Raw genomic sequence first — 13,169 nt, forward strand, 5'->3', positions numbered from 1 at the left:
ATCTACCTGATTAAGCCCGCTAGAACGACAACGTTCTAGCGGGCATTTTGTTACCGAAACCACTAGGATAGGACTTGCGCCCGGGCAAGTGCTTCATCGGGTATCCTCAATTCATCCGGGAAAACGGCCGTAAACGATTGCAAATAACCGGTGAACGGTCAAAAACTACCGTTCACCGATAATTTTTAAACTGGTTCTAACTGGTATTAAGTCAAAAAGACCAATTCACAAATCTTCACAATGACCTGCAATTTTTCTACATGCTATTTTTAGCCGCCCTACGTTGTTTACACACAGGAAAAGATCCGATCTTTCGTCAAATCATTTCGAAACGGTTTCAAAACCGCAGGTAGAAGTGTTAATGAGCGGTAAACGGTCGATTTTTCGCCGTGAGCGGTGCAAAAACGTTTTACTGTATGAATCAACGAAAGCGTCCTCTTCTGGGGTGATATAGTGACAACAACACGTCACGTGGTTACTACCAGTTTAGAAACCACTGGTCTTCAACGAACGCTTTCCAAGAAGCTTTAAGGGCACTCGCCCGCTGGCTTCCGAACATCATCGGACTCAGATCGTACACACCTTCGGAAGGGAAATTTGAATGGTTGGCTTTATTCTTACCGGTCATGGACAGTTCGCACCCGGCCTTGCAAGCGCTATCGCTATGGTTGCCGGCGACCAGCCCGCTTTTACCGTCGTTCCTTTCGAGGGCGACCAGGCTGCTTCCTACGGTGAGGATCTCCGCGCCGCTATTACCGCCATGCGCGAGGAGTGCGATGGCGTGCTCGTCTTTACCGACCTGCTTGGCGGCACCCCGTTCAACCAGTCGATGATGATTGCCCAGGATGTCGACAACGTTGAGGTTCTGACTGGCACCAACCTTCCCATGGTTATTGAGCTTCTGTTCCTCCGCGGTAACTCCACGCTCGCCGAACTTGGCGAGCAGGCCGTGACCGTTGGCCAGACGGGCATCACCGCCCAGACGGTCGCATCCGTTGCCGGCTCCGATGAAGAGGATATCTTCGGCGACGAGGACGGCATCTAATGGCCGACTTCGGAGCCAGCGTCCTGAGCTCTTCGGTCGCTCTTTTGGGCTTGCTTGTCATCATGGGCTTGATTTACACCATCTGGTCGCAAATCAACATGAAGAAGAAGCAGAAGTACTTCAAGGAGCTGCACACCGAGCTCAAGCCGGGTCAGGAGGTTCTTTTCGCCGGCGGTATCTACGGAACCGTCAAAGGCATCGAAGGCGAAAAGGTCCAGATCAAAGTCCGATCCGGAGCCGTCGTAGATGTTTCGCGTTACGCGATTCAGGAGATCAAGTAACTGTCGTCAGCAAATAACGAAAGGAAGCTGATCAACATGGCAGAACCCAACATTCTTCTTACCCGCATCGATAACCGACTGGTCCATGGTCAGGTTGCCACCCAGTGGAACTCCACTCTGGGCTCCAACCTCATCCTCGTCGCTAACGACGACGTGTCGACCAACACCATGCGCCAGAACCTCATGAAGATGGCCGCTCCCACCGGCGTCGCTACGCGTTTCTTCTCCCTGCAGAAGACCATCGACGTCATCGGCAAGGCGAGCCCGCGCCAGAAAATCTTCATCGTGGCCGAAACACCGGAAGACGTGCTTACGCTCGTCAAGGGCGGTGTGCCTATAAAGAAGGTAAACATCGGCAACATGCACATGTCGGAAGGAAAGCGCCAAGTCGCCACCTCCGTCGCAGTCAACGACGAGGATGTCGCTGCGTTTAAAGAGCTGCAGGAATTGGGGGTGGAGTTGGAGATCAGGCGCGTTCCGAGCACGCCTGTTGAGGACACGAGCAAGCTCTTCTCGTAATCCTCATGATCCACGCTGTCAGGAATGAAACCCTGACATTCTGTACGTGAAATCCAAAGTGCGTACATACATTTTGAAAGGAGGAGCAAGATGGAATACTCGATCATCCAGGTCGCTCTGGTCTTCATCGTCACGTTCGTCGCGGCAATCGACCAGTTCAACTTCCTCGAGTCTCTCTATCAGCCCATCGTCACCGGCGCCGTCATCGGTCTTATCCTTGGCGACCTCAACACCGGTCTTCTCGTGGGTGGTACTTATCAGCTCATGACGATCGGCAACATGCCGATCGGAGGCGCTCAGCCGCCTAACGCCGTCATCGGCGGCATCATGGCAGCCATTCTCGCTATCGCTACGGGCCTCGAGCCCAACGCGGCAGTCGGCCTTGCCATTCCGTTCGCTCTGCTTGGTCAGCTCGGCGTTACCCTGGTCTTCACGCTTATGTCGCCGCTCATGTCCTCCGCGGACAACATGGCTCACAACGCTGACACCAAGGGTATCGAGCGTCTGAACTACTTCGCCATGGCTCTGCTCGGCCTGATCTTCGCCGTCGTCGTCACCCTGTTCTTCATCGCTGGCGCCACCATCGGTCAGACCATCGCTTCCGCCATCCCGACTTGGCTGCAGACCGGTCTCTCCGCTGCAGGCGGCATGATGCGCTTCGTCGGCTTCGCCGTCCTGCTCAAGGTTATGATGAACCGCGATATGTGGGGCTTCTTCCTCATGGGCTTTGGTCTCGCGCTCATCACCGTTGCCAACGATTCTCTGGCAACCCCTGCTCTGCTCATCCTCGCTCTCATCGGCTTCGGCATCGCTTTCTGGGACTTCCAGCAGCAGACCGAGCTGAAGGGTGCAGCTGTTTCTGACGGAGGTGACTTCGAAGATGGCATCTAATGAGTATGTGATCCCGGAGCACTACGAGGATCTCACTCCTGCTCCGCAGCTCGACCAGAAGACCCTCAACAAGATGGCTTGGCGCTCCTGCTTCCTGCAGGCCTCGTTCAACTACGAGCGTATGCAGGCCGCTGGCTGGCTCTACTCCATCATCCCCGGTCTGGAGAAGATCCACACCAACAAGAACGACCTCGCGGCTTCCATGAGCCACAACCTGGAGTTCTTCAATACCCACCCGTTCCTCGTCACCTTTGTTATGGGCATCGTGCTTTCGCTCGAGCAGAACAAGGTTGACATCCCCACGATCCGCGCCGTCCGCGTCGCCGCAATGGGCCCGCTCGGTGGTATCGGTGACGCCCTGTTCTGGCTGACGCTCGTGCCTATCACGGCCGGCATCACCTCCAACATGGCCATCAACGGCAACGCTGCTGCGCCGATCATCTTCCTGGTGATCTTCAACGCCGTCCAGTTCGCTCTGCGCTTCTGGCTCATGAACTGGTCCTACAAGCTTGGCACTAGCGCTATTGACGCTCTGACCGCCAACATGCAGGCCTTCACGCGTGCCGCTTCCATCATGGGCGTCTTCGTCGTCGGTTGCCTGGTCGTCACCATGGGTGGCACCCAGATCAACCTCCAGATCCCCAACGGCACCACCCGTGGCCTCTCCGCTACTACCGTGATCGTCTCCGAGAAGGAGGCCAAGAACTTCACCGGTATGGAGGGCATCGATACCGAGACCGCTGAGGCCGGTACCATCGCCATGACCGATAAGGACGGCAACGCCCTTACCGCTTCCGATGCCGACGGCAACGCTGTCACGTGCGGCGTCACCGATCTGGGCAACGGCATGGAGTCCGTTACCTACGGTACCGTCACCGAGGATCCGGTCAACTTCTCTGTTGCCGACACCCTCAACACCATCGTCCCGAAGCTTGTCCCGCTTATGCTTACGCTGCTGCTTTACTACATGTTCGCTAAGCACAGCTGGACCCCGACCAAGGGCATTCTGCTGCTCTTCGTCCTGGGCATCCTGGGCGCTGGCCCGCTTGGTCTCTGGCCGAGCATCTGGTAAGGCTCTAGCTTGAGGGGTGTGTCCCTACGCGGCTCACACCCCGACCCCTTAAGCCATGTGTATGTTAAAAGCCGCGTGCTCGAAAGAGCGCGCGGCTTTTGTTTTCTTGATGATTCGGGTGTTACAGACCGATAATGCTTAACACCCTAGGTAGAAGCCGAGTTTGAGAAAATGGGAGGATAGGATGGCGATCGGAGCGCGTAAGCAACCGCTGTACGATCAGCTGGTCGATATTCTGACCGAAAAGATTGACCATGAATATTGCGCCGGTGACATGATTCCTTCCGAGCGCGAACTTTCGGAGCGCTATGGTCTCTCGCGCACTACGGTACGCCTGGCTCTGCAGGAACTGGAGCGTTTAGGACTGGTGGTTCGGCAGCACGGTCGCGGTACCTTTGTGACCGACCGTTCGGCAAAAGCAACCAATCTTATGCAGTCCTACAGCTTTACCGAGCAGATGCGCGCGATGGGTCGCGACCCCGAGACCACGATTCTCGAGTTTTGCGAGATGGAGGCCGATAAGAATCTGGCCGAGCATATGGGATTGCGTATCGGCGATCGCATTTTTAAGCTCAAGCGCCTTCGTTCTGCCGATAACATGCCCATGATGGTCGAACGCAGCTATCTACCGGTTCGTCAATTTATGTCCCTAAAGCGACCGATGCTGGAGCGTAAGCCGCTTTACGATGTGATTGAGCAAGACTTTCAGCAAAAAATACGCGTGGCCGAAGAGGAGTTCTATGCGAGCATAGCCCGTCCCACCGATGCCCACCTTTTGGAAATTGTCGAGGGCTCGCCTGTGCTCGATTTGGTCAGAACCACGTATAACGAGTCAAACGAGGTTGTGGAGTATACGCTCTCGGTTGCTCGTGCCGATCAGTTTAAATACAAGGTTTACCACCAGCGTAGCGACTAGTGTTCGCACCGTTTCCATATGATGATTCTCTGTATTTAACTGGTTACTACCAGATAACCAACCGAAGTGTATAATTGCACGTCAGAGGATTACTTCTAGAGAGAGGTATTAGAAATGTTCGAGAAGAGTGTCGAGGAGCTCACCGAGCTCGGCGCCCAGATCACCACGGCCGAGATTGCTCAGCAGCCCGAGCTTTGGCGTGATACGCTCAACATCTATCGCGAGAACAAGGAGGCCATCGAGGCCTTTCTGGCCGAGGCTCGCGCTATGGGCGAGGGCCGTCTGTCCGTTGTCTTCACCGGTGCCGGTACGTCCGACTATGTTGGCGATACCTGCGCCCCGTACCTGCGTCACGCTGGCAACACTGATCTCTACGACTTTAAGCCCATCGCCACGACCGATATCGTGAGCGCCCCGCGCGACTTCCTGCGCGCCGAGGATCCCACGCTCGTGGTTTCCTTTGCCCGCTCTGGCAATAGCCCCGAGAGCCTTGCCGCCGTTGCCGTTGCCAAGGAGCTCGTCCACAACGTCAAGTTCCTCAACATCACCTGCGCTCCCGAGGGCAAGCTCGCCGTCGAGTCTGCTGATGACCCCAATGCGCTGACGCTGCTCATCCCGCGCGCCAACGACAAGGGCTTCGCCATGACTGGTTCCTACACCTGCATGACCCTGCTCTCTACCCTTATTTTCGACACTGCCTCTGACGAGCAGAAGGCCGAGTGGGTCGAGACCATCGCCAAGATGGGCGAGGAGGTCATCTCCCGTGAGCCTGAGATCGCCGATTACCTGGCTGGCGACTTCAACCGCGTGACCTACTTGGGTTCTGGCTCCTTCGGTGGCCTTGCCCAGGAGAGCCAGCTCAAGATCCTCGAGCTCGCTCACGGTCTGGTTGCTACTTCCTACGATACCTCCATGGGCTATCGTCACGGACCTAAGTCCTTCGTCGATGATAAGACGCTCGTCTTCGTGTTCGTCAACAACGACGCCTACACCCGTCAGTACGACATCGACATCCTCAACGAGATCGGTGGCGACGATATTGCTCAGCACACCGTTGCCGTTCAGCAGGATGGCGCTACTGTCTACGAGGGCGAGTCCTTCACCTTTAAGGGCTACGAGGCGCTTCCCGAGGGTTACCTCGCCCTGCCGTTCGTGATGTTTGCCCAGGCCATCAGCCTGCTCAACTCCGTGCGCGTGGGCAACACGCCCGATACGCCGAGCCCCACCGGCACGGTCAACCGCGTGGTTAAGGGCGTGACGATTCACCCCTTCACCGCTTAATCGCGTCCCCCCTGTAAGGGCGCCCGTCCGCTCATAACGGCGGGCGGGCGCTTTTTGTTTTTACTTGAACCGGGTATAAGTATCACCACGGTCAACTGCTTTAGAAGCAAGGAGTGCATATGAGCACGTACGCAATTAAGGCTGACAAGTTCTTCTTGCCGGCAGGTCCGCAACTGGGCGGCTATCTTATGGTCGAGGATGGCGTCTTTGGCGCCTGGCAGGCCGACGAGCCCTCTTGCGAGATTAAGGACTACACGGGATCGTGGATCGCACCGGGTATGGTCGACACCCACATCCATGGCTTCTATAACCACTCGACTACCGATAACGATCCCGAGGGCATCGATATCAGCTCGACCGAGCTCGCCCGTCGTGGTACCACCAGCTGGCTGCCCACGACGTTCACCGATGGCGTCGAGCAGATTAAGGACGCCTGCGCCGCCATCGCCCAGGCTGACGAAGGCCGCGGCCCCGACTTCTGCGGTGCTCGCATTCAGGGCATCTACCTGGAGGGCCCCTTCTTTACCATGAAGCACGTGGGCGCGCAGAACCCCGCTTATCTGATCGACCCCTCCGAGGAGGTCTTCGATCAGTGGCAGGAGGCTGCGGGCGGCCGCATCGTTAAGAGCGCCATGGCGGCCGAGCGCGACGGTGCCCCTGCTTATGCGGCTGCTTTGAACGCCAAGGGTGTGGTGACCAGCATCGGTCACTCCGACGCCACCTACGATGAGTGCATCGCCGCCATCAACGCCGGTGCTAGCTGCTTTACGCATACCTATAACGGCCAGCGCGGTCTGCATCACCGTGAGCCCGGTGTCGTGGGTGCTGCCATGTCCACGCCCGAGACCTACGCCGAGATCATCTGTGATGGCAAGCACGTGAACCCTGCCGCCATCAAGGCGCTGCTGCAGGCAAAGGGCTGGCAGCATACGGTGCTCATCACCGACTGCCTGGGCTGCGGCGGCATGCCCGAGGGCAGCTACACCAGTGGCGGCATGGACGTCATCATGAAGGACAACCTGTGCTGGCTCGCCGACGGCAAGAGCATTGCCGGCTCGGTGCTCACGCTTGCCCAGGGTGTCAAGAACATCGTCGACTGGGGCATCGCCAGCGCCGATATCGCCATTCGCATGGCAACCGAGGTGCCGGCGCGCTCCGCGCACATCGAGGATAAGTGCGGCAGCATCATGCCGGGTCGCGACGCCGACTTTGTCGTGTTCGACCGTGAGCTCACCCTCGTCGAGACGTATGTTGGCGGCCAGAGCGTCGGCAACGCCTTTACGGAGTAACGATAGAAAAAGACGGCGGGCCCGAATCTGCTCGGACCCGCCGTATGGGTTAAACGCTCAAAAGCACCTTAACAGTTACAGCTTGTTAGCGATCTTCTTTGCCGTGCGCTTAACGCCGGCCACAAGACCTCCCGCAGGATGCTCCTTTTCGTAGGCTAGACGCTTCTCGCGCTTGGCGTACTCTTCGACGATGATGTCGCCATACTCGTCTTCGATCTTGTCGAAGAAGTCGACGGCGCCCTTAATTTCCTCAGCGGTCGGGTGTCCCTTTTGGACACCGCCGGTGAGTTTGAACGGCCCCCACGTATCAAAGCCGGGGCAGCCGTAGACACCCATAAAGATGGCCTGCCTCATGCGGCAGATGCCATCGATATCCTTGCCGTACCACTTGTTTTTGCCACCGTAGGTCATAAGGCCAAACACCTTGTCCTGCGGCTGCAGCACGTTAGTGAGCACGCGCGCCATATCTTTGTCGATCTCGGAGTAATAAATGCCCGTGGCGACGCCGATCAGATGGTATTCGTGCAGGTCGGGGTACTCGTTTTTACCGAGCGCCTTGACGTCGAGGGTATCGATTTCGGGGTGCGCCTCAACGATGGCGTCCACGAGCTTTTTCGTATTGCCGTGGTGGCGTGAGGCATAGAGGATGATGGTTCGCATAAGAACGCCTTTCAGCTGTAATTGCATCAATGTCTATATGGTACCCCGTTGCATGGCTGGGATACCGGACACATCGATGAACGTGCGGGTTTGTCCTTTGGTCAGGGCCGAGACGGGTACTTGCGAGCAAAAAGCAGTTGTTCGAAAGGATGGGCAATGGAATACGCTCTCTCCAACGATTCGATTTCTATTAAGGTGTCCACGGCTGGTGGTTCGTTTACCTCGATTGAGGCCGGAGGTCGAGAGTACTTGTGGCAGGGTGATCCTGCAGTGTGGTCCGGCCAGGCGCCGGTCTGCTTTCCGATTTGCGGAGGCCTGCGCGATGGTAGCGCCATGACGTTTGCCGGGCATCATGTAAAGCTCGCTCGCCACGGGTTTGCGCGCAAACAGGAGTGGAAGCTGCTGAGCCAGAGCGAGAACGAGCTGGCGATGTGCCTGGCTTCGGAGGATAACGCCGCGCTGCTGAGCGATTATCCCTACCCGTTTAAGCTTGTCGCTCGTTATGCGCTCGAGGACGCTGCCGTGCGCGTTTCCTATGAGGTGACCAACGAGGGCACCGAGGACATGCCGTTCTTTATCGGTGGGCATCCCGGCTTTAGGTGCCCGCTCGATGAGGGCGAGGCCTATACGGACTACGAGTTGCGCTTTGAGAAAGACGAGGCTGCAGAGCTTTGCACCGCTGTCCCTTCGACTGGCTTGATTGACGTGGACAAGCGCTCCAAGAACCCCATGGTGGGAAAGACGCTGCCCCTGTCGCACGAGCTCTTCGATTTTGCGGAGACCATCTTTGACGTGCTCGAGAGCCGCCAGGTCACGCTTTCCAAAAAGGGCGAGGACAAGGGCGTTCGCCTGAGCTTTGAGGGCTTTCCGTACCTCATCGTGTGGAGTAAGCCCGAGGGCGATTTTGTGGCAGTTGAGCCCTGGGGCGGCCTTTCGACCTGTTCCGATGAGGACGACGTGCTTGAGCATAAGCGCGGCTGCCTTGTCGCCAAGCCCAAGGAGACCGTCGTTCGCTCGTTCACGATTGAGATTCTGTAATTCCGTTTTGTCGACTCGTATCGCGAGGCACAAGGAGCCTGCGAGATAAGGAGCTAAAAATGATCCTCACCGTTACGATGAACCCGTCTGTCGATACGCGCTATCAGCTCGATGAGCTCATTATCGACGACGTCAACCGCGTGACGCCCGAAAAGACCGCCGGCGGCAAGGGCCTTAACGTGGCCCGCGTCCTGGATCAGCTGGGCGACGACGTTGTGGCAACCGGTCTGCTCGGCGGCCACATGGGCGCCTACATGGCCGAGCTCATGGATGCCAACGGCATTAAGAATGATTTTGTACCCATCAAGGGCGAGACTCGTATTTGCCTCAACATCCTTCACGCCGGCAACCAGACCGAGCTGCTCGAGAGCGGCCCGACGATTGCCCCCGAGGAGCTCGATGCCTTTACCGCCAAGTTTACCGAGCTTGCGGGCAAGGCCGACGTCGTCACCATCTCGGGTTCGCTGCCCCGCGGCGTCGAGGCGGACTACTACGCCAAGATCACGGGCATTGCCGAGAACGCCGGCGCCAAGGTGCTGCTCGATACCTCGGGTGCTTCGCTTGAGGCCGCCCTTAAGTCCGAAGTTAAGCCCGAACTGGTTAAGCCTAACCTGACCGAGATCAACGGCCTTCTGGGCACGAGCTTTACCACCGACGATGTGGACGAGCTCCGCGCCGCGCTCGCCTCTGATGCCCGCTTCTCCGATATCCCCTGGGTCGTCGTGTCCATGGGCGCTGCCGGTTCCGTGGGTTTCCATAACGGCCGTGCGTTCCGCGCCAAGACTCCCGATATCCCTGCCGTTAACGCTACGGGCTCTGGCGATTCGACCATTGCCGGCTTCGCGCACGCCATCGCAGCCGGCGCGGATGATGAGACGGTGCTGCGTACCGCCAACACCTGCGGCAAGCTCAACGCCATGGATCCCATGACTGGCCACTTGGTCATGGACCGTTGGGACGAGGTCTACAACGGCGTTGTCGTGACCGAGCTGTAAGAGCTTGGGCGTCGGCCCCGGCATCGGTTGCTTGCTTGTGGTTAGAGCCGATGACAAGTGCGGTAGCATTATGCTGGGGCGCGACGCCGACTTCGTCGTGTTCAATCCCGACCTTAGCCTGGTCGAGACGTATGTGGGTGGCAACAGCGTCGGTAACGCGTTTGCCGAGTAGCCGCCAAAGAAACGATCCGAGAGGGGATTTAGATGATTTACGGTGCACTGGGCGATATCGAGGAATACCGCGGAATGCTCAAGGGCCTCGACGTGCTGATTGACTGGCTCGAGGAGAACGACCCGGCGGAGCTCGAGGTCGGCAGCCATCCAATCCTGGGCGACAAGGTCTTTGCGAACGTCATGGCTCCCACGACGCGTCCTGAGGACAAGGCTCACTATGAGACGCATCAGCGCTATCACGACCTGCAGATTGACGTCGAGGGTCGCGAGGCCTTTAAGGTCGCTACGGGTAGCCTGACGCTGGTCCAGGAGTTTGACGAGAAGGACGACTACGATTTGGTCGATTCCGACGCCTCGATCGCCGGCGATCTTGCCGACGACAAGTTTGCGTTGTTCGTTGCCGGCGAGCCTCACATGCCCACGCTCGAGTTCCCGGGCGATGGCGCACAGCCGGTCAAGAAGATCTGCTTTAAGTTGCTTGCCGACGCCTACTGGGAGGAGTAGCGAGCTGCTCGGCTGAGCTGTTCGTCTGATGGCGTGATTCCCCTAGGGAAATCACGCTAGGACCCCGCCAAACGGGTTTTCCCTAGGGAAATCACGTTTGGCGGGGTTTTCTGTTTTTGAATAGGGAAGCCTCATTTATTTGCGAAGAACATCGGCTAGCCGCAGGATTGAAATCATCGACCGATAAGTGAGCTCCACTTTTTCGCCCGCAAGCAGTCGTTTCGAGCCAATCTCATCTAGCCCCACAAGCCGAGAAAACAGCGGGCCGCTCATCGTGCCATCGTCAATTGATTCCCTTATGGTCTTCAAAACGTCCGTATCATGAAGCGATGCCGAGCTGTAGGGGGCAACACGAGCGGAACTCTCAATTAACGACGAGACAAAAGGATGGAGATGCTTTTGACATAGTCCATCAAACACCACATCCCCATTGTCGTTCGAGCCGACCAGGCGCCAAGTATAATGATCGACCCAGTCATCTCCGTCATATATGGCGTCCATGAGCAACTTCCCGTCTAGAGAGAGAAACCTATTTGGACATCGGGGCGCAAGACCGCAATCCATATCGGACCTGCAGCAGCTCCAACCCAACGCACCACTTAGGTTCCCTTTCGTACATGTGTATCAATCTGCCCCGAAATGCCGGTGAATGCAATTCCAGACCCGTTTGTCGGATAGCAATCGACGTATTTTTGTTTTCCGCTCACAACCTTGTATAGATAAATCGTTCCAGCAAAAGAGAAGGGATCGTTCGCAATTTTGTCCGGAAGAACTTGCCACCTCAAAATCCCGCTACCAATATGGTCAAGCTTTACCGTTCCGCCGTCCCCCTCAAAAGTGGCAAGGGGATTTACCCCAGACTGAGAGTCGGCATCGCCCTCCTTAGCAGTTATCAGCAGGCTGCCCGTATAAGACTGCTAAGGCTCACCTTCAGGACAGGCAGCCTTGGCCCAAGAAGGGCCACTCAGGCAGGACAGTCCGAGCAGCATCAATACCAGCAAAAGAAAACCCTTAGTTCTTTTCATCTATATCGCCAATATCTCTCGACATTTGTATATTGTGACTATTTTAGATCTATATGGCCAATTCGAGCCCTCACCATGGCAATTGTTGCAGCTGGGTTTCTTTTCATTAAGATTTCACTTTGGTAAATCCCCGCCCCTAAGCATTAAACCCGAAGTCCACCGAGTGGGCCGCCGTTGACGTGGCGATGTTTGGATTGGCGCGCACGCACTCAAAATCGGCAACAAAAAAGCCGCCCGAAGGCGGCTATCTTGTGTAATGGAGCCAGCGACCGGGCTCGAACCGGTGACCCCCGCTTTACGAGAGCGGTGCTCTACCAACTGAGCTACGCTGGCGGCCATATGATGACGCAACTGAGGCGTCAACGGCTGTCTATGATACGGGACATCGCACATCCGCGCAAGTGTTCTGACGGCTTTTCTCACTTTAAATGCACTAATATTGGAGACGCGATGTCTTGCTCTTACGGGTCTCAAACAGAATGGGGCAGCGATGGCTCAACCCAAGATTCTTCTCACACGCATCGATGACCGTTTCATTTACGGGCAAGACGTTAAGCTGTGGAACGAAGCCGTGGGTTCCAACCTTGTCCTAATCGTCAACGATGAGATCGCGGCGGATTCGCGCCAATGGGCCCCTATGAGGGTGGCGGCGCCCGATGGCGTGTGGACGCGGTTTTTCTCGGTGCAAAGGACCATCGACATCATTCATACCGCAACGCCGCGCCAATGGATTCTCATCATGGTGGCGTCGCCTACGGATGCACTCGCGCTGGTTAAGGGCGGTGTGCCGATCACCAAGATTAGCATTGGCCATATGCAAGCAGGGGAGGGCAAGCGCTCTGTAACGCCCGCAGTCGCCATAGGCGATGCAGACGTCGCTGCTCTCAGAGAGCTACAAAAGCTCGGCGTAGAACTAGAAATCCGCTATCTCCCCAGCTCCGACCCCGATCCCATCGAGAACCTGCTCGCGTGATTACCTGGGGGCGGAGGAAAACGGATCGTATTTTCCCGTGGAGGAGCGGCGAGATGCCCTCGGCCAGGAATTGGGGCCATCTACTACTTTTGGTCGCTTACCTCGAAGCACGATGAAAATCGCAATATTAAAACTGCGGGTAGCGAACGTGCGATTTTTGAAAATAGGGGCGTATGGTCAGGGGTGCGGGAGTAAAAGTAGTAGATGGGCGCAATCTGTAGCGCGCCGATTTCAGGCATGTTGGCACATGTGTCGGAGCTATGAAAAGAGTGTCCCTTTCGACTAGTCTTTTAGAACGTCAATGACTGCACCACAGCTTAAGCCGTTCGCAAAAATGGCTCCTAAATCTGTTTCGTTAATTGAATTGCGTAAATATGGTTAATCAGAGAACCGAAATTTGGTTAAATGTAAACTATAAATTAGGTTAAACGCGCTGGTAGCAATGGTGATAAATATGCCAAAGAAGTACTACACTAGAATTATCGAAAATGAGCTCGACCAGCTGC

At 56.5% G+C, this 13,169-nt stretch carries 15 protein-coding genes and 1 tRNA gene; 13 read left to right on the forward strand and 3 right to left on the reverse strand.

Annotation, left to right across the window (positions count from 1 at the left end; genetic code table 11):
* Positions 1–601: 601 nt before the first annotated feature.
* From DWY05_RS05675 to nagA, 8 genes are all read left to right on the forward strand, one after another.
* Entirely contained in the window at positions 602–1,045 is a 444-nt protein-coding gene (locus DWY05_RS05675) for a PTS fructose transporter subunit IIA (RefSeq protein ID WP_117820894.1), read from the forward strand.
* The gene (gene yajC, locus DWY05_RS05680; RefSeq protein WP_117583566.1) at positions 1,045–1,326 is read left to right on the forward strand and encodes a preprotein translocase subunit YajC; all 282 of its coding nucleotides are present in this window, start codon (positions 1,045–1,047) and stop codon (positions 1,324–1,326) included. The genes DWY05_RS05675 and yajC overlap by 1 nt, the downstream gene beginning before the upstream one ends.
* Before the next feature lie 36 nt (positions 1,327–1,362).
* Positions 1,363–1,845: a PTS N-acetylgalactosamine transporter subunit IIB gene (agaV, locus tag DWY05_RS05685; RefSeq protein WP_117640370.1), complete on the forward strand. Its 483-nt coding sequence runs from the start codon at positions 1,363–1,365 to the stop codon at positions 1,843–1,845.
* A 90-nt stretch (positions 1,846–1,935) separates the two neighbouring features.
* Complete coding sequence (locus DWY05_RS05690; RefSeq protein WP_089572403.1) at positions 1,936–2,736, forward strand: PTS sugar transporter subunit IIC; 801 nt, start codon at positions 1,936–1,938, stop codon at positions 2,734–2,736.
* Positions 2,726–3,808: a PTS system mannose/fructose/sorbose family transporter subunit IID gene (locus DWY05_RS05695; protein WP_117820893.1), complete on the forward strand. Its 1,083-nt coding sequence runs from the start codon at positions 2,726–2,728 to the stop codon at positions 3,806–3,808. The genes DWY05_RS05690 and DWY05_RS05695 overlap by 11 nt, the downstream gene beginning before the upstream one ends.
* Before the next feature lie 184 nt (positions 3,809–3,992).
* Entirely contained in the window at positions 3,993–4,724 is a 732-nt protein-coding gene (locus tag DWY05_RS05700) for a GntR family transcriptional regulator (protein WP_117820892.1), read from the forward strand.
* Positions 4,725–4,838: 114 nt separating this feature from the next.
* Entirely contained in the window at positions 4,839–6,005 is a 1,167-nt protein-coding gene (locus DWY05_RS05705; RefSeq protein ID WP_117637055.1) for an SIS domain-containing protein, read from the forward strand.
* A 119-nt stretch (positions 6,006–6,124) separates the two neighbouring features.
* Positions 6,125–7,294 (forward strand): N-acetylglucosamine-6-phosphate deacetylase, encoded by a 1,170-nt coding sequence (gene nagA / locus DWY05_RS05710; RefSeq protein WP_117820891.1) that lies wholly within the window; start codon positions 6,125–6,127, stop codon positions 7,292–7,294.
* A 75-nt stretch (positions 7,295–7,369) separates the two neighbouring features.
* Here nagA and DWY05_RS05715 read toward each other — a convergent pair whose 3' ends face one another.
* The gene (locus DWY05_RS05715) at positions 7,370–7,954 is read right to left on the reverse strand and encodes a flavodoxin domain-containing protein (RefSeq protein WP_117772910.1); all 585 of its coding nucleotides are present in this window, start codon (positions 7,952–7,954) and stop codon (positions 7,370–7,372) included.
* Between the two features lie 156 nt (positions 7,955–8,110).
* Here DWY05_RS05715 and DWY05_RS05720 point away from each other — a divergent pair, with 156 nt between their 5' ends.
* Genes DWY05_RS05720 through DWY05_RS05735 form a run of 4 tightly spaced genes read left to right on the forward strand, consistent with a single transcriptional unit; the run spans position 8,111 to position 10,665 of the window.
* Positions 8,111–8,992 (forward strand): aldose 1-epimerase family protein, encoded by an 882-nt coding sequence (locus DWY05_RS05720; protein ID WP_117820890.1) that lies wholly within the window; start codon positions 8,111–8,113, stop codon positions 8,990–8,992.
* A 59-nt stretch (positions 8,993–9,051) separates the two neighbouring features.
* On the forward strand, positions 9,052–9,987 hold the full coding sequence (locus DWY05_RS05725) for a hexose kinase (RefSeq protein ID WP_117583558.1): 936 nt from the start codon (positions 9,052–9,054) through the stop codon (positions 9,985–9,987).
* Between the two features lie 37 nt (positions 9,988–10,024).
* On the forward strand, positions 10,025–10,159 hold the full coding sequence (locus DWY05_RS10175; RefSeq protein WP_255413193.1) for a hypothetical protein: 135 nt from the start codon (positions 10,025–10,027) through the stop codon (positions 10,157–10,159).
* 32 nt (positions 10,160–10,191) lie between these two features.
* Complete coding sequence (locus DWY05_RS05735; RefSeq protein WP_117817237.1) at positions 10,192–10,665, forward strand: YhcH/YjgK/YiaL family protein; 474 nt, start codon at positions 10,192–10,194, stop codon at positions 10,663–10,665.
* Positions 10,666–10,800: 135 nt separating this feature from the next.
* Here the strand turns inward: DWY05_RS05735 and DWY05_RS05740 are convergent, their stop codons facing one another.
* A complete protein-coding gene (locus tag DWY05_RS05740) occupies positions 10,801–11,166 on the reverse strand; it encodes a hypothetical protein (protein WP_117837220.1) in 366 nt (121 codons plus the stop codon).
* 781 nt (positions 11,167–11,947) lie between these two features.
* A tRNA-Thr gene (locus DWY05_RS05745) sits at positions 11,948–12,023 on the reverse strand.
* A 157-nt stretch (positions 12,024–12,180) separates the two neighbouring features.
* On the opposite strand from DWY05_RS05745, the gene DWY05_RS05750 reads away from it, so the two are divergent.
* The gene (locus DWY05_RS05750; RefSeq protein WP_117820888.1) at positions 12,181–12,663 is read left to right on the forward strand and encodes a PTS sugar transporter subunit IIB; all 483 of its coding nucleotides are present in this window, start codon (positions 12,181–12,183) and stop codon (positions 12,661–12,663) included.
* The last annotated feature ends 506 nt before the right edge of the window (positions 12,664–13,169 follow it).

Origin of the sequence: Collinsella sp. AF23-4AC (assembly GCF_003462685.1) — a bacterium.
Lineage (GTDB): Bacteria > Actinomycetota > Coriobacteriia > Coriobacteriales > Coriobacteriaceae > Collinsella.